General features: G+C 70.1%; 18 protein-coding genes. 14 read left to right on the plus strand and 4 right to left on the minus strand.

Annotated elements, in window-relative coordinates; genetic code table 11:
• The first annotated feature begins 246 nt into the window (after positions 1–246).
• Both EDD27_RS15495 and EDD27_RS15500 read left to right on the plus strand, forming a co-directional pair.
• The gene (locus tag EDD27_RS15495) at positions 247–747 is read left to right on the plus strand and encodes a cupin domain-containing protein (protein WP_127933068.1); all 501 of its coding nucleotides are present in this window, start codon (positions 247–249) and stop codon (positions 745–747) included.
• Positions 748–778: 31 nt separating this feature from the next.
• The gene (locus EDD27_RS15500; RefSeq protein ID WP_127933069.1) at positions 779–2,125 is read left to right on the plus strand and encodes an MFS transporter; all 1,347 of its coding nucleotides are present in this window, start codon (positions 779–781) and stop codon (positions 2,123–2,125) included.
• A gap of 29 nt (positions 2,126–2,154) precedes the next feature.
• Here EDD27_RS15500 and EDD27_RS15505 read toward each other — a convergent pair whose 3' ends face one another.
• Entirely contained in the window at positions 2,155–3,072 is a 918-nt protein-coding gene (locus EDD27_RS15505) for a LysR family transcriptional regulator (protein WP_127933070.1), read from the minus strand.
• A gap of 324 nt (positions 3,073–3,396) precedes the next feature.
• On the opposite strand from EDD27_RS15505, the gene EDD27_RS15510 reads away from it, so the two are divergent.
• Complete coding sequence (locus EDD27_RS15510; RefSeq protein ID WP_127933071.1) at positions 3,397–4,548, plus strand: hypothetical protein; 1,152 nt, start codon at positions 3,397–3,399, stop codon at positions 4,546–4,548.
• A gap of 177 nt (positions 4,549–4,725) precedes the next feature.
• Here the strand turns inward: EDD27_RS15510 and EDD27_RS15515 are convergent, their stop codons facing one another.
• Positions 4,726–4,974 (minus strand): hypothetical protein, encoded by a 249-nt coding sequence (locus tag EDD27_RS15515; protein ID WP_127933072.1) that lies wholly within the window; start codon positions 4,972–4,974, stop codon positions 4,726–4,728.
• A gap of 117 nt (positions 4,975–5,091) precedes the next feature.
• Between EDD27_RS15515 and EDD27_RS15520 the strand changes: the two genes are divergently transcribed.
• Entirely contained in the window at positions 5,092–5,343 is a 252-nt protein-coding gene (locus EDD27_RS15520; protein WP_127933073.1) for a helix-turn-helix domain-containing protein, read from the plus strand.
• A gap of 124 nt (positions 5,344–5,467) precedes the next feature.
• Here EDD27_RS15520 and EDD27_RS15525 read toward each other — a convergent pair whose 3' ends face one another.
• On the minus strand, positions 5,468–6,421 hold the full coding sequence (locus EDD27_RS15525) for a radical SAM protein (protein WP_241564057.1): 954 nt from the start codon (positions 6,419–6,421) through the stop codon (positions 5,468–5,470).
• A 183-nt stretch (positions 6,422–6,604) separates the two neighbouring features.
• On the opposite strand from EDD27_RS15525, the gene EDD27_RS15530 reads away from it, so the two are divergent.
• From EDD27_RS15530 to EDD27_RS15560, 7 genes are all read left to right on the plus strand, one after another.
• Positions 6,605–6,928, plus strand: a complete 324-nt coding sequence (locus EDD27_RS15530; RefSeq protein WP_127933074.1) for a DMT family transporter — start codon at positions 6,605–6,607, stop codon at positions 6,926–6,928.
• Positions 6,925–7,494: a TetR/AcrR family transcriptional regulator gene (locus tag EDD27_RS15535; protein ID WP_127933075.1), complete on the plus strand. Its 570-nt coding sequence runs from the start codon at positions 6,925–6,927 to the stop codon at positions 7,492–7,494. The genes EDD27_RS15530 and EDD27_RS15535 overlap by 4 nt, the downstream gene beginning before the upstream one ends.
• Positions 7,495–7,514: 20 nt before the next feature.
• Positions 7,515–8,081, plus strand: a complete 567-nt coding sequence (locus EDD27_RS15540; protein WP_127933076.1) for a GNAT family N-acetyltransferase — start codon at positions 7,515–7,517, stop codon at positions 8,079–8,081.
• Positions 8,078–8,410: a DUF952 domain-containing protein gene (locus tag EDD27_RS15545; RefSeq protein WP_241564058.1), complete on the plus strand. Its 333-nt coding sequence runs from the start codon at positions 8,078–8,080 to the stop codon at positions 8,408–8,410. The genes EDD27_RS15540 and EDD27_RS15545 overlap by 4 nt, the downstream gene beginning before the upstream one ends.
• A 5-nt stretch (positions 8,411–8,415) precedes the next feature.
• Positions 8,416–8,793 carry a nuclear transport factor 2 family protein gene (locus tag EDD27_RS15550; protein WP_127933078.1) on the plus strand — a complete coding sequence of 126 codons (378 nt, stop codon included), beginning with the start codon at positions 8,416–8,418 and terminating at the stop codon, positions 8,791–8,793.
• Between the two features lie 660 nt (positions 8,794–9,453).
• Positions 9,454–9,708: a hypothetical protein gene (locus EDD27_RS15555; protein ID WP_127933079.1), complete on the plus strand. Its 255-nt coding sequence runs from the start codon at positions 9,454–9,456 to the stop codon at positions 9,706–9,708.
• Between the two features lie 456 nt (positions 9,709–10,164).
• Entirely contained in the window at positions 10,165–10,347 is a 183-nt protein-coding gene (locus EDD27_RS15560; protein WP_127933080.1) for a hypothetical protein, read from the plus strand.
• A gap of 91 nt (positions 10,348–10,438) precedes the next feature.
• On the opposite strand, the gene EDD27_RS15565 is transcribed toward EDD27_RS15560, so the two are convergent.
• Entirely contained in the window at positions 10,439–11,632 is a 1,194-nt protein-coding gene (locus EDD27_RS15565; protein WP_127933081.1) for an MFS transporter, read from the minus strand.
• Positions 11,633–11,719: 87 nt separating this feature from the next.
• Here EDD27_RS15565 and EDD27_RS15570 point away from each other — a divergent pair, with 87 nt between their 5' ends.
• The 3 genes from EDD27_RS15570 (at position 11,720) to EDD27_RS15580 (ending at position 15,277) form a co-directional block, all read left to right on the plus strand.
• On the plus strand, positions 11,720–12,178 hold the full coding sequence (locus EDD27_RS15570) for a winged helix-turn-helix transcriptional regulator (protein WP_127933082.1): 459 nt from the start codon (positions 11,720–11,722) through the stop codon (positions 12,176–12,178).
• 462 nt (positions 12,179–12,640) lie between these two features.
• On the plus strand, positions 12,641–13,003 hold the full coding sequence (locus EDD27_RS58630; RefSeq protein ID WP_421917281.1) for a GNAT family N-acetyltransferase: 363 nt from the start codon (positions 12,641–12,643) through the stop codon (positions 13,001–13,003).
• Between the two features lie 570 nt (positions 13,004–13,573).
• Complete coding sequence (locus EDD27_RS15580) at positions 13,574–15,277, plus strand: enoyl-CoA hydratase-related protein (RefSeq protein ID WP_127933083.1); 1,704 nt, start codon at positions 13,574–13,576, stop codon at positions 15,275–15,277.
• Positions 15,278–15,279 lie beyond the last annotated feature (2 nt).

Below are 15,279 nucleotides of genomic sequence, written 5' to 3' on the forward strand. Positions count from 1 at the left end.
AGAAGGGGGATGGGCCACGGCCCCAGCGGATGCCTTACTCGCTGGGGACGGGGGGCGTTCACGACGTTGGGCCGCCAGCACGTACGGGTGGGCAGCTCCGGCCGCTGGGTCAGGGTGTGCTCGATGCGCTCCAGCTTGGTCTCGACGCATTTATCTCGATCGGTGATATCTGCCGGTTCGGATTGCTTCTGGCTCCTTGGGATGACCCAGCGATGCAATGGACGAGATCATCAGGAAGGAGCCGAGATGTCTTTGACCAGCCCTCACACCTGGGATGCGGTGGTCGTCCCAGAGGGTTCGGCGGAAGTGGTGGAGCTGTCGCAAGGGGGTGCGTTCCGGTTGCTGGTCGACGCCAGCGCGACCAGCCGCGCGTTCAGCGCGAACCGCCTCACGCTGAGCCTTGGCGTCGACGGCGCCAAGCCGCATTACCACGCATTGTCGTCAGAGTTGTTCTACGTGCTCGCAGGGACGACGGAGTTCCTGCTCGGCGAGCGGATCGTCACCGCTGGGCGAGGAAGCCTGGTCGCCGTTCCGCCGAAGGTGGTCCACGCCTTCGGCGCGGCCCCGGACTCGACGGCCGACCTGCTCGTGATCATGGCGCCCGGGGTCGAGCGGTTCGAATACTTCAGGCGGCTCGGGCGGATCTCGCACGGCCAGGACTCCTTTGACAGCCTGCTGCCCGAGCAGGACCGCTTCGACGTCCACTTCGCCGACTCCACGGCCTGGCCGCGGGCGCGGGCCCGATGACCGGGATCGTTCGGGAAGAGAGAAGGCAGCCATGACATCCAGGCTTGTCGATCGAGCGTCCGCCAAGGCGGCCGTCTCGGTCGGGGCCGTCTCGGCCGCCATCCGGCTTGGCACGCTGTTCGGGCCCGCCGTGTTCGGCGTCACAGCGGCCGGTGTGGCCCTGCCGGAGGTGGCGCTCGCCTTGCGTGCCGGGCCCGCCGTGGCCTGGGTCCTCACCGTCCATGCGCTCGCGCTGGGCATCGGCACCGCGGTGTTCGGGCGGCTGGCCGACTCGTGGGGAGTCCGGGCGGCCTTGGCCGTCGGTTCATTCGTTCTCGCCGCCGGCACGCTGGCCTGCTTCGCCGCGCCGAACCTGGGCCTGCTGATAGCGGGCCGTCTGGTCCTGGCGGCCGGATCGGGCGCGATGACCTCCTGCGCCCTGGCTCTCCTGGCCGCTGCCGACACGGCCGAGCGGCCCAAGCTGCTGGCCACGTACGGCGGGATCATGGCGATCTTCGCAGCCGGCGCCACACTGGCCGGCGGGATCGCGACCACCTGGCTGTCGTGGCGGGTCACGCTGGTCCTCCCGGCGCTCTCCCTGCTCGCCGTGCCGTTCTGTGTGCCCCTGGCCACCAGGCGGGGCTCGCGTCGGCCGATCGACGCGATCGGCGCGGCCCTGCTCACGCTCGCGGTCAGTTCGCTGGTGTTGCTGATCCAGTCGCAGGCGCTGAGCCTGCCGCTTGGGGCCGTCGCGGCGATCGGGGGCGTGGTCGCGCTGTGCGCCTTGGGCCTGAACCGGCGGGTACGACGCCGTCCGGAGGGTTTCGTGCCGCTGCCGGTGGCAACCGACGCGGGGTTCTGGCTGGCGGCGCTCATCGGTACCGGCGTCTACGGCGGCCTGTTCGCCATGATGTACGCGGCACCCCAGATCCTGGGCAAGACCTACGGCTGGGCTGTGCTGTCCATCGGATTCGCCCTGCTGCCGGGTGCCGTGTTGGGCGCCGTGTCATCGCGGAGGGCAAGCAGGCTCGGAACCGTGACAAGCCGCCGGCTCCTGGCAGGCGTCGCCGCCGCCACTGCGGCCGCCATGGCGATCGCCGGTACGGCGGGCGGCGGCCCGTACATCCTCGTCGCGGCGACCTCGCTGGCGTTGGCGTCGTTCGCCGTCACCCAGGTGGTCATCACCGGGGAGATGTCGGCCCGGCTGCCGATTCCCCGGCGCGGCGCCGGGATGGGGCTGCTCAACCTCACCTTCTTCGTCGGCGGCGGCATCGGCTCCGCCGTCGCAGGGGCGCTGGCCCCATGGATGGGGTTGCCCGGCTCAGTCGCCGCCACCGCCTGCTTCCCCTTGATCGCGGCGGTGGTGGCGCTGACCCGGGTACGCCCACCCCGGCAGTAGTCCCTTCCCGAAGCGGCCGCAGGCCCGGCTCATCCGCCTGGGTCCCCGCCCGTAGCCGATGGCGCCTGGCCCGGTAGCAGCTGGGGCTTGAGCGCGGTGAGGAGCTGTCTGATCGGAGCAGCCAGCGGTGCGGCGCGGACGGCGAGAGAGGTCACGACGGCGGGCTCGGCCAGCGGGCGGACGGCGATTCCCGGTACGGAAGGAAATCCCGAGACCTCGTAGAAGACGGTCCAGGAGGGAGCGTCGGTGGCCATCTCGGAGAGCGTCTCGCGCAGACTGGTGAACGGCGGTCCCGGCGGCGGTGCGATACCGGCGGCGCGGCAGGCCGCGGTGATCAGATCGTGGAAGGGCGGATTCTTCTCGCGCGGAGCCAGCCGCAGCGGCAGGCAGGCGAGCTGTTCCAGACGCAGCCGAGGCTCAGCGGCCAGCACGTGGTCGGCGGGGAGCGCGGCGAACAAGGGATCGGTCCACACGGGGATAAGCCGCAGGCCGGGCACTGCCGCCTGAGCGCGGACCAAGGCGGCCTCCAGCCGTCCCTCCCGGACTGCGGCCAGCCGCTCGGCCGGCGGGGCCTGCTTGAGCCGCACCCGGAGCCGGGGTGCGATCACGGCCAGCTCGGCGAGGCCGCGGGAGAGCCGGTCTCCCGTGCTGTGGATCGCGCCCAGCCGCAGGACGCCGTCGGTACCGTCGGCGATGCCGGCCGCCACCCCTCGCAGACGATCCGCCGCCCCCAGCACGGTCCGCACCTCCGGCAGCAGCCGCTCTCCCGCAGCCGAGAGGCGCACATGGCGGGTGGAGCGGTCGAACAGCCTCACCCCCAGCTCGCGTTCGAGCCTGCGGACCTGCTGGCTCACCGCGGACTGCACGATGTTGAGGCGTTCGGCGGCCCGGGCGAAGCCACCCTCTTCCGCGACCGCGACAAAGTACTGAAGCTGCCGGAGTTCCACTCATCCTCCCGCCATCACCGCCGTTCGCGTGGGCTCCTGCCTGGTTCTGGAGCGTACATGGGCAGCAGACCAAGCGGACGGCCCCTGCTCGCTTGAGTGCTGACTTGGGTGCGAGTGGCGCTCCGTACACTGCCGGGGAGTCGCACACGGCGTAGGGGGTTTGTAGACGTGTCAGATCTGGAGATCGTTGCAGAGGCCGCCACGCTGGTGTCGTGGGGAACCGCTCAACGAGGTCACCGCCCATCTCAAGCATCGCGTGCTCTGAGCGCCAAGCGCCTGGCCGCGTTATGCGCAGCTGCCATCCTAGGCGCGGGGTGCGCCGCCGTGCCGCCGCCCCGCGGTGCACCCGCGCCGACCGCCACCTCCCCCAGCGTCGCCGCGGCAACCCCCAAACCCTCTCCAGTCCGTACGACCCGGGGCCGGGGCTGGCGGCTCGAGTACGTCGGCGACCAGCGCGGAATCCGGCTGAATGCGGTCGCAGCCAGCGGCCCGCGCGACGTGTGGGCGCTCGGCAGCCCGGACGAAGGCACCGGCCAACTGCTGCTCCTGCACTTCGACGGCCAGCGTTGGCGCGAGCGCCCTGCACCCGAGGTGACGTGGGACTCCAAAGATTACGAGAGGTTTCCCGCGCTGGTGGCGACCGGACCGCGCGACGCCTGGATCTTCGCCGCCACCTCCGCTTTGGCCGCGCACCACTGGGACGGCGAGCGCTGGAGCAGGGTCCCGCTACCGGACATGGACTACGACCGGGGCGAGCGGGCCGGTGCCACCGCCCTCGCGCCCGACGACATGTGGCTGGTGGTTGGAGATCACGCCGCGCACTGGGACGGGCGAGCCTGGACGGTCATGCGCCTGCCCGCCTGGGCGGCGTCGGTGTCGGCCGCGACGCCCGACCAGGTGTGGGCGGTCGGCAGCACCAGCCAGCCGCTCGCGCAGGGGAGCTCCGGCTCACAGGCGGCGACCATGCGCTGGGACGGCCGGTCATGGCAGCTGGTCCCCGCGCCTGAGGACCGCACGCCGAGCAAGGAGATCAACAGCCAGGGCAAGCCGGACGGCAGCATCCCGTCGATCATGCTCACCCAGGTCGTCGCCCACGGTCCCGGCAACGTGTGGGCGATCGGCACCCGCACGGTGTTCGACTACGAGGACGGCAGCAGCAGTACCACGATCGCCATGCGCTGGGACGGCATGGCCTGGTCGCTGGTTCCGGGCTCGGCCGACGTCAGCGCGTCCGGCTCCGACGGCGCAAACGGGATCATCCTGGTCGACTCGGAGGCCGCCGAGAGCGGCTTGAGCGGAACCATCCGTGTCGCGCCCGACGGCAGCCGGACCGAGATACCGCCGATGGCGGGGGCGAACCGCAGGCGCGAGGTCGGCGTCTCCGCGGTGAGCGCGGTGCCCGGGACGAGGACGGTCTACGCAGTCGGCCTCGCCTATGGCAAGAACTTCGGCCCCATGATCGCCCGCTACCGCTGAGTTCCACCCGCGTGACGGTCGGCCAATCCACTACCCATGACCTCGACACCGGCGACCACATGGTCATCAAGCGCCACGCCAGCTTACTTCTTCAGCCAGTTCGAGAACCTCTCGGTCAGGTTCTTCGGCCCGTCCGCGAGCCTCTGCATCCCGCGTGCGACTACCTGAGCGAGGTGTTCACCGGCCGGCACCCCATCTTCGCTCGGCGACGCCGCCCACCTCATGCCGCCCTTCGGCATCGGCGCCAACCTCGCCCTGATCGACGGCAGCGACCTGGCCACAGCCATCGCGACCCACCCCGACCTCGGCCAGGCCACCGCTGCTTACGAACAGATCATGCTGCCCAACCCCCGAGCAGACCGCGCCCCGGCACAACGCGCGCATCGTCACCCGCGCCAAGACCCACACGGCGATCATCGAGCTCAAGAACGGCCCCGGCCAGGGCGACATCCTCATCCTCGCCCCAACGCCCCCGAACCATCCTGCCCCTAACCCAACGATAACAATACCGGTATTGATATCCCGGGGGTGTAGAATGGAGGCATGGTACGACCTCCGCTCACTCCCGAGGAACGCCTGCGCGGCGAACACCTCGGCCACCTGCTGCGCCAAGCCCGCGGCGAGCGCAGCATCGTCGAGGTCGCCGCGGCCGCCGGCATGTCCGCCGAGACCCTCCGCAAGATCGAAACCGGCCGGATCGCCACACCCGCGTTCTTCACCATCGCCGCGCTGGCCGACGTGCTCGGTGTCTCCCTCGACCAGCTCGCCACCCGCTCCACCCCCGCACCCACCTGACAACCGGGGGAGCAGCGGGCACGCCCGCCTCGGCCGGCCATGCCCCGGACGAGCCGGGCAGCCCGCCGTACGCCGGACAGGCCCGGCAGCGTCACGCGCCGGACGGGCCGGGGGCAGCGCCCTCCTAAACCAGCGCCAGCTGCGCCACCCGAGGCTCACGCCGCTGCGCCACCACCGGGCCGCACTCCATCCCGTACACCCGGCACAACTGCGCGATCTGCCCCGTGATCCGCCCCTCATAATCGGCCGACGGCAACCCCGACCGGTCGTACAACTCCTCATAACGGGTCACCAACTGCGGATGCGCCCGCCCCAGCCACTCCAGATACCACGCCCGCGTCCCCGGCGGCAGCCGGAGCACCACCGGCTCCACCGCCCGCACACCCGTCCCCGCGATCCGCCGCACCGTCGCCGCCAGCTGATCGGCCGCATCACTCAACAGCGGCAACACCGGCGCCATCAGCACCCGGACCGCCACCCCCGCCTCCACCAGCGACGACACCAGCTCCAGGCGGGCCTGCGCCGTCGGCGCGCCCGGCTCCACGGCCCGCCGGATCCGCTCATCGACGAACGCGATCGACACCGCCACCTGCGCTCCCGCCTCCGCCAGCAACGCGGCATCACGCAACACCAGCGCACCCTTGGTGTAGACGGTGAACGGCACCCCCGCCTCCGCCAGCGCCCCGATCACCCCCGGCATCAACCGGTAGGTCTCCTCCGCCGCCTGGTAGCAGTCACCACTGACCCCGACCGCCAGCTCCTCACCACCCCAGCGCGCCAGATCCGCCCGCAACCGCGCCACCGCGTTCGGCTTCACCACGATCCGCGTGTCGAAATCCCGCCCCGCGTCCAAACCCAGCCGGCGATGACCCGCGCGGGCGCCACAGCCGCGGCAGGCATGGGCGCACCCACGGTAGGGAGAGACGGCCCACCGCTGCGCGATGCCCGCGGCCTGCGGCACCCGCTCGATCATCGTGCGGGCCTGCATCTCAAGGAAATCACCGCGCACCACCGCGCGCCGCTCGATCAGCGGACGATCGTCGGCGGCGTCAACAAGCGGAAGCGCGTCCCAACCCACACCGTCCAGTGGAACACGTATTCGACTACGTTTTCAAGCAGTTCCGCCCATCGCGCAAGCGGGGGAGAGCCGGGGAGAGGCCGCACCGGCCGCACGACCACCGCCCACCCCCGCCCCGCGACCGGCGGCGGCCCCCGGGATAAACTGGGACACCCGTACCACTTTTCCTCCTGGGGGACACCCATGGCCTGGCTCCTGCTCGCCCTCGCCATCGCCTCCGAAGTCCTGGCCACCTCCGCACTCAAACTCAGCAACGGCTTCACCCACCTCGGCTGGACCCTCCTCGTCGCCGCCGGCTACATCACCTCCTTCACCCTGCTGTCCCAAGCACTCAAACTCCACCTCGAGATGGGCACCGCCTACGCCATCTGGTCAGGCGCCGGCACCGCCGCCATCGCCCTCATCGGCGCCGCCTTCCTGGGCGAGACCCTCACCCCCCTCAAGATCGCCGGCATCCTCCTCATCGTCGGCGGCGTCGTCGTCCTCAACCTCGCAGGTGGCCAGTGAACCGGCAGCCCGCCCCCGCACCCCACACCGCCACCCAAGCCCGCGGCCGCCGCCGCCGCGCCACCCTCCTTGACGCCGCAGTCGACCTGCTCACCGAAGGGGGATTCGCCGCCATCACCCACCGCGCCGTCGCCCAGCGCGCCCGCCTGCCCCTGGCCGCCACCACCTACTACTTCACCTCCCGCGACCAGCTCCTGGCCGAAGCCTTCGCCCAGCTCGTCGACACCGAACTGGCCACCACCCGCACCTGGATCACCGACCACGGCCTGACCGGCCTGCCCGACCACCTCGCCACCGCCGACCGCACCCGCCAGCTCGGCCTGTGGGAGCTGTACGTCCACGCCGGCCGCGACCCCGCACTCCGGCAGATCGCCCGCCGCTGGACCGACGGCTGCATCCACCTCATCGCCGACGCCCTCCACCTCGGCCACACCGACCCCCGCGCCCGCCTCCTCTACACCACCGTCTCAACCCTCTGGCTGGAACACATCGTCGAACAACGCCCCCTCGACGACACCCGCAGCCTGCTCACCCTCGCCATCGAAAACACATTGCGCCCCCCATGACCCCTCCCTACACTGCCTGCGTGCTCCAACCCCGCTACCCGATCACCACCGAGCGGCTCCTCCTGCGCCCCTTCACCGAGGCCGACCTCGACGCCGTCCACGCCTACGAATCCCGCCCCGACGTCGCCCGCTACCTCTACTGGCAGCCCCGCGACCGCGACACCTCCCGCACCTTCCTCGACAAAAAGATCACCCGCACCGCGGTGCACGACGAAGGCGACGCCCTCGACCTGGCCATCACCCTGCGCCACACCGGCCCCGACAACGGCCGCGTCATCGGGTCGGTCCTGCTCATCTGGACCAGCAAAGAGCACCGCCAAGGCGAGATCGGCTACATCCTCCACCCCGACCACCACGGCCACGGCTACGCCGCCGAAGCCGCCCGCGTCATGCTCCACCTCGGCTTCCACGACCTCGGCCTGCACCGCATCACCGGCCGCCTCGACGCCCGCAACACCGCCTCCGCCCGCGTCCTGGAAAAACTCCACATGCGCCGCGAAGCCACCCTCATCGACAACGAATTCGTCAAAGGCGAATGGGCCAGCGAAGCCATCTACGCCATCCTCGACACCGAATGGGCGGCATGACCATCCACCACCTCGCCCTGGCCGCCGACTGGCACACCGCCCAGCACACGGGGGAGTACCGCATCTCCACCCTCGGCCGCACCCTCGAGGAAGAAGGATTCATCCACTGCAGCCGCGACCTGGCCCAGCTGCGCGACGTCCACACCGCCTACTACCTGCACGTCAGCGCACCGCTGCTGATCCTCGACATCGACCCCACCGGGCTCGACGTCCGCACCGAAAACGGCTACCCCCACCTGTACGGGCCCCTGCCCGTGACCGCCGTCACCGCCGTCCGCCCCTACACCACCCAGCCCGGCACCGGGCAGGGAGATCACCGGCCACAATGACCGCTATGGACACCCGCACGGCAGCCCAGCGCTTCGCCGACACCTGGCAACACGGCTGGACCCACCACGACGTCGACGCCATCACCGCCCTCTACCACGACGACGCCGTCCACACCAGCATGCCGTTCCGGCCCCCGCACCACGGCAAACACGCCATCGCCGACTACATCGCCTGGTCCTTCGCCGGCGAAAACGACCCCACCGTCGCCTTCGCCACCCCCATCGCCGACGGAGACCACGCCGTGATCGAATTCCGCGTCCACGCACACGACAACGCCGGCCACCCCACCACCCTGGCCGGCTGCGTCATCGCCCGCTTCGACACCGACGGGCTCGCCGTGGAAACCCGCGACTACTGGCACACCGCCGACGGCCACCTCTGACACGACCCGGCGACGGGGGAGCGGCTCATCGCACCACCCGCAACGGCGCACCACCAGGAAGCCCACCGGCCACCGCGGGCGGCCTCGGCGCCGGCTGCGCGCGTACCACCGGCTCCGGACGCGCCACCTGCTGCGTCTGCTCCGCCGCCTCACCACGCCGCTCGGCGCAACCGCCCCCGCAGTACCCGTTGGTCACGATCAGGCGCCCCCGGAGCGCGGTGTACGCCTCCTTGCCTGAAGCGGGCAGTACACCTTGACATATCGGGCATAGCACCGACTGGCTCCCCACGTGCTGCTCCTCTCGCGGCGCGAATAGCAGGAGCTCCACCCTATGACCAGACCCGGCGCCAAAGACAGCGAATCAACACAAGGTCAAAGCCACCGTCAAACCGCCGGCCCGGCACGGCGACGACCCACACGGCGGGACGCGGGGCGGCAAATGCGCCGCTCAGCGCGCCGCCGCCGCCTCCCGCCGCCGGCTCCCGGAGCGACCGGTTCGCCCTGTAGGGACGGAAGAGACATTCATCACTAGACCCTCTGTCCTCAACCGTCGAGGGAGTGCCGGGGAGCCCCCGAACCAGCGTTACTTGACATAATGTCCATTATCAAGCAACTAACGAACCATCGCATAAACCCCGAACTCCTGGGAAGACGCACTCCATGCCACCCCTGGAGATCACGACCCCGGGCATCATCGCGCTCACGGCCGTCATCACCGCAGCCGCCATCTGGCTCATCATCGTCGCCGCCCGCCTGACCCAGCGGCCCCGCAACCGTCCCAACCCCAGCATCGACCTGGTCGACCAAGCCCGCGAGCTCAAAGCCCTCGGCCAGATCCAGGAAGCCGTCTTCCTCGTGCGCGGCGAAACCGGCATGAGCCAAAGCGCCGCCGCGCGCTTCGTCAACCGCCTGTGAGGCCGCTTCCTGTGCGGGTCGCGAGGCCGCTTCCCCGGCGTGCCCAGGCGTGGTGATGACCGGTGCGCCGGCGCGTGCCGCACGACACCGACAGAGCTGCTCAAATAGGGATATTTAGTGCGATACAAGACAGAAGTGGGATTCTGTTTGGTATAGGCAGTTTGTTACGTTTGCCCACTTTTGTGTCGCTTCAGGATCGGCCGCAGTGGTGCGCCTTCCCCTGTGAGGAGCGCCGTCGCAGCCGTCGCCAGGCATGCCGCGAGCTGCGCGCCCGGCATCGCGCTGAAAGAAGACGGTGGGCCGGACTTCAGCGGCCTCTGCCTCTCCCCCGCCCTGGCTGGTCCGGAAGGGGGACGGCCGGAATACGGCAGAAAGACACCACGGGTGACGTCTTCGCTGGTCAGAGACGACTGGGCGCGTCGGTAACCCGTGTGCGTCTCAGGAGTCGGCGGCGGCTTGAACGGGGTCGGAGGTGAGATCGAGCAGGCGCTGGGCCTGCTGAAGGAGACGCTGGGCTTCCTGCCGGAGTTGCTCGCGTACGGGGTCTGTCCCACTGATGTAGTCGGCCTGTCGGTAAGGGAGCTGCCACGAGACGTCATCTGTGATGTTCGTGCAGGCGGCACCGTGTGCCTGGGCTGACTCGTCGTCTTTTCGAGTTCGTCGGGCCAACGCTGGGCGCGTCGGTCCGCGTCCGCGATCAGCTCGGCTTCGGCAGACGGGTCAGGTGAGGTCATCGCGTGCCTGCTTTCTCGGATCGGAGGTTCGCGCTATCGAGGGGTGGTCGCCTGTCGGTCGCCCAGACGGCCAGCGCGCAGGCCGCGAATCCGGCCCCGAGGAGACTGGAGCCCGCCCAGCCGTGGGTGGTGAGGATGGCGGTGGTTGCGGCTGCGCCGAGGGCGGAGCCGAGCGAGTAGAAGACCATGTAGCTGCCGATGACGCTGCTGGTGCGATCCGGATGCGCGGCGGTGAGCAGGTGCTGGTTGCTCACGTGCACGGCCTGGACCGCGAAGTCGAGAACCACGATTCCGACGATGAGGAGCCACAGTGACCACGGCAGCTGCGCGATCGCTGCCCACGAGAGGATGAGCAGGGTGAGCGCGAGACCGGTGACCGGGGCCGCCCGTCCTGCATCCGCCCACCGTCCCGCGCGTGCCGCGCCGAGTGCGCCGGCGAGTCCGGCGATGCCGAACAGTCCGATCTGGCTCTCGCTCAGCTGCCACGGCCTGTCCGACAGCGGCAGGGACAGTCCGCTCCACAGCGTTCCGAACGATGCGAACAAGAAGAACGCGATGAGCCCGCGCGTCAGGAAGATGCGCTGCCCGAACAGTGCTCCGAGTGAGACGATGGCCTGCCTGTACCCGGCGGGTCGGTTGGGGCGCTCCTCTGACGGCAGTACGACGAGGGCGAGGGCCGCGAGCCCGAGTGACAGCACCGCGAGCACGGCATAGACGCTCCGCCAGCCCCACACCTCGGCGAGCGTGCCGGTGACGACCCGTGCGCCCAGGATGCCGACCACAACGCCCGAGGTCACGACACCGATGTTTCGTCCGCGTTCGGCAGGCGGCGAGACCGACGCGGCGTAGGCCACCGTGGTCTGGACCACGACCGCGAACACCCCAGCCGCCGCGAGCCCCGCGAACGCCACCCATGCGGCTGACGCCGAGGCCGTCAGGATCATGCCTCCTGCGGTGAGCGCCAGGTGCACGGCGATGAGTCGGCGCCTGTCGACCACATCGCCAAGCGGCACCAACAGCACCAGCCCTGCCAGATAGCCGACCTGGCCGGTCGCAACGATCCACCCGGTGAGTTCTGCCGGCACACCGAGATCGCGTCCTATCGGCCCCAGAACCGGCTGCGCGGCATAGATGCTCGCCACGGCGACACCACACACCACCGCGAGCAGCAACCGCCGCCACACGTCCATCGCACTCCAATCCCAATCAGTAGCAGTTTGCAACCAATTTGACCGTACGGCATGATGGTTTCAATCCGCAACTCATCGGGAGGTGTCATGTCGCGCACCACCATGCGCGCCCCGAACCCCGGCTGGACCGACCCCGACTGCCCCGTCGCCCGCACGCTCGACCTCGTCGGCGACAGGTGGAGCCTTCTCGTCATCCGCGACGCGATGGACGGGGCACGATCGTTCACCGAGTTCCAGCGACGCACCGGCATCGCCCGCAACATCCTCACCGATCGCCTCCGCAAGCTCACCGCTCACGGGCTCCTCGCCCAGCGCACTGCACCGTCGGGCCGCCGCCAGGAATACGTGCTCACCGACGCCGGCCGCGACCTCTTCCCGGTCATCCTCACCCTGCGACAGTGGGGAGAACGCCACGCCTTCGCGTCCGGCGAGACCCACTCCATCCTTGTCGACCAGCACGGCAGCCCTGTGCCGGAAATCGCGCCGACCAGCGCCGACGGCACCCTCCTCGACACCGACACCACCCACGTGCAGAAGACCCGATAGAAGGCAGACCCTCGGCGCCTTCACAGTGGGCCGGTTCGCGCCACGCGCGACCATCAGACCGTACGCCACCACACCGAGACGATGCGGGACCGGCTCCGAGACGAGTGGGGAACCCTCCCGGCCGGCCACGGTGCGCTCACAGAGCGGGCGGCAGACGCCGCCGCGCAACAGGCCGAGCACGACTCGCGCGTCACCGACACCGATAAGGCCGTGACCGACTCCGGGTGCGCCCCTCGGGCTCGGCACGCACCTGCGGCACCGGCATGAAGCGCGGCGTGTGGGTTTGCCGGCCTCTTCCGCAGGTCAGAGCGTGACGATCTCTTTTAGCACGTGGGGCATGTTGCGACGGGCGGCAACTTGACACAGGTCATTGCCGCCGCGGGAGAGGATACGGCGTGCGATCAACTCTTTCGACGCCGCCTGCCATCCTCCCCGGAACCCTTGCCGCTGGCCCGCAAACCCATGCTTTCCGCCCCGGGTGGCCTGCTCTTGCGACCCTGGGAGCCTTCTGATGCAGCAGTCTTCCTCGCCGCTTACCAGGACCCCGAGATCCGGCATTGGCACACTCGTCAACCCGCGTCTGAAGATCAGGTCCGTGAGTGGTTCGACCAGTATCGCCAGGCCTGGGCGCAGGAGGCCTCCCGCGCACTGACGGCCTTGAGCGTCTGGGCGCTGGGCGAGGCCGGGTTCTACCGTGCGCAGCGCCGCCGTCCACTCCGACGGCCGGCACGACATGCACCTGCACGCCCGCATCCGAGGCGACGAGCAACGCACCTGATGCCGACGTGCCTCAGCCGTTCACCGGAAGCAGGTGCCACCTTGTGAGGCTCCGCTGAGCAGGCGGTGGAGGGCGGACAAGGGAGGCCACACGCTATGGCCCAGGGGCTGGTCATAACGCAGGAAGGTCCCGAGCGACGCCCGCCCGCCGGCTGCCTGTACGGGAGGTCCACGTTCCCCCATCGTGCACACCCGTCACAGCGAGGCCGTAGCTCAAGGAAGCGGCCGGCGCTGGGACGGCCGCACGGTGAGGTGACCGGCAATGTGCACCTGGCCTGTGATGGCCGGCCGTCCGGTGGCGCTGACGGTTCCCCTTTGGGAACGTCTGTAGGGTCCGTGGCGCTCCGCGATCTCGGCCCTGGCCGGTGGGCGTACCACGGGGCGTTTCTGGGCAAATTGGGTCAATTGGGGCTGTCGGGTGCAGGTTTTTGCGCTGATATGTCAGCGGCAGTGGGTTTTTCATGTCAGCATCGATGCATGTATGGGCCTTATGGGGCTGCCGTAAATCGGCGGAACTGGTGGGATCGGCCTGCGGTGGCCGGCCGACCATGTGCGCGCCCGCGCCTGTGCCTGTGATCGTTGTCGTCTCCCCCTGCTCTCCCGGAAAGAAGTCTGGCGTTGCGTATCTTGCTGCTGTGCTCCTCCTTCAACGGCCTGACCCAGCGTGCATGGCTGGAGTTGCGCCGGGCCGGTCATGACGTGAGCGTCGAGCTGGCCGTGTCGGAGGAGGTGATGGCGGAGGCGGTCGAGCTGGCCAAGCCGGATCTGGTGATCTGCCCGTTCTTGAAGGACCGGGTGCCGTCGCGGGTGTGGGGGCAGGTCCGCACGGTGATCGTTCACCCGGGGCCGCCCGGGGATCGGGGGCCGTCGTCGCTGGATTGGGCGATCGTCGAGGCCGCGCCGGAGTGGGGGGTGACGGCCTTGCAGGCGGTCGAGGAGATGGACGCGGGTCCGATCTGGGGGTTTCGGACGTTCGCGATGCCGGCGGAGGCGCCGCGCAAGTCGGCGTTGTACAACGGGCCGGTGGCCGATGCCGCGGTGGAGCTGGTGGTGGAGGTCGCGGACAAGGCGGCGGATCCGTCGTTCCGGCCGGTGCCGCTGGACTACCGCTCCCCTGAGGTGCGAGGGCGGTTGCGGCGGGCGATGCGGCACGCCGACCGTGAGTTCGCGTGGGAGGAGCCGGGTGAGGACATCGTCCGCCGGGTGCGGGCGGCGGACGGGGCTCCGGGTGGGCGGACGCGGTTGTGTGATCTGCCGGTGCGGGTGTTCGACGTGTACCGGGGGCCGGAGCTGGCCGGGGAGCCCGGCCGGGTGGTGGCGCGGCGTGAGGGTGCGGTGCTCGTGCACACCGGGGACGGCACGGTGTGGGTGGGCCATGTGCGGCTGGAACGTGAAGGCGCGGTGAAGCTGCCGGCGGCGATGGCGTTGGGTGAGCTGGTGGCGGGCGCGCCGGAGCGGTCCGGCTACAGCGAGATCACCTATGACCGCAGTGAGGGCGTCGGGGTGGTGAGCTTCGACTTCTACAACGGGGCGATGTCGACCGAGCAGTGCCGGCGGCTGGCCTCGGCGGTGCGGTATGCGGCGGCGCAGGATACGCGGGTGCTGGTGGTACGGGGCGGGGAGGTGTTCTCCAACGGCATTCACCTCAACGTGATCGAGGCGGCGCGGCATCCGGAGCTGGAGGCGTGGATGAACATCAACGCCATCAATGCGGTGTGCCGGGAGATCGTGGCGTGCACGCGGCAGCTGGTGGTGACGTCGATCGGCGGGAATGCGGGTGCCGGCGGGGTGATGATGGGGCTGGGCGCCGATCGGGTGGTGGTGCGGGAGGCGGTGGTGCTGAATCCGCATTATCGGACGATGGGGTTGTTCGGCAGTGAGCTGTGGACGTACGTGCTGCCGCGGCGCGTGGGGGCCGAGCAGGCGTTGCGGTTGACGCAGGAGGCGTTGCCGGTGGGGGCGGCCGAGGCGGTGGAGCTGGGGCTGGCCGATCGGGTGCTGGGCGGGCCGCGGCTGGAGTTCGAGCGGCGGGTGCTGGAGTACGCTGAGCGGCTGTCGGCGGATCCGGCTTATGATCGGCTGCTGGCGGCGCGGCGGCAGGCGCGGGAGGCTGACGAGCGGCGCAAGCCGCTGGATGCGTACCGGGCAGAAGAGCTGGCGGAGATGAGCCGGGACATGTTCGACGATCGCCACGGGTTCCGGGCGGCGCGGCGGGCGTTCGTGCACAAGGAGCGGCCGGTGGCGACTCCGGGGCATTTGGCGCGTCATCGGGAATTGTCCGGCGCGTCGGCACCCGGAGGCGCGGGTGAATCTCATATGTGAGA

The organism is Nonomuraea polychroma, assembly GCF_004011505.1.
In the GTDB taxonomy this organism is placed as follows: Bacteria; Actinomycetota; Actinomycetes; order Streptosporangiales; family Streptosporangiaceae; genus Nonomuraea; species Nonomuraea polychroma.

Bases quoted from the DNA above. Each gene is read 5' to 3' on its own strand.
- EDD27_RS58630 (WP_421917281.1), top strand. From the start codon at position 12,641: ATGCTTTCCGCCCCGGGTGGCCTGCTCTTGCGACCCTGGGAGCCTTCT.
- EDD27_RS15565 (WP_127933081.1), bottom strand. From the start codon at position 11,632: ATGGACGTGTGGCGGCGGTTGCTGCTCGCGGTGGTGTGTGGTGTCGCC.
- EDD27_RS15570 (WP_127933082.1), top strand. From the start codon at position 11,720: ATGTCGCGCACCACCATGCGCGCCCCGAACCCCGGCTGGACCGACCCC.
- EDD27_RS15495 (WP_127933068.1), top strand. From the start codon at position 247: ATGTCTTTGACCAGCCCTCACACCTGGGATGCGGTGGTCGTCCCAGAG.
- EDD27_RS15545 (WP_241564058.1), top strand. From the start codon at position 8,078: ATGACCATCCACCACCTCGCCCTGGCCGCCGACTGGCACACCGCCCAG.
- EDD27_RS15520 (WP_127933073.1), top strand. From the start codon at position 5,092: ATGGTACGACCTCCGCTCACTCCCGAGGAACGCCTGCGCGGCGAACAC.
- EDD27_RS15550 (WP_127933078.1), top strand. From the start codon at position 8,416: ATGGACACCCGCACGGCAGCCCAGCGCTTCGCCGACACCTGGCAACAC.
- EDD27_RS15500 (WP_127933069.1), top strand. From the start codon at position 779: ATGACATCCAGGCTTGTCGATCGAGCGTCCGCCAAGGCGGCCGTCTCG.
- EDD27_RS15555 (WP_127933079.1), top strand. From the start codon at position 9,454: ATGCCACCCCTGGAGATCACGACCCCGGGCATCATCGCGCTCACGGCC.
- EDD27_RS15530 (WP_127933074.1), top strand. From the start codon at position 6,605: ATGGCCTGGCTCCTGCTCGCCCTCGCCATCGCCTCCGAAGTCCTGGCC.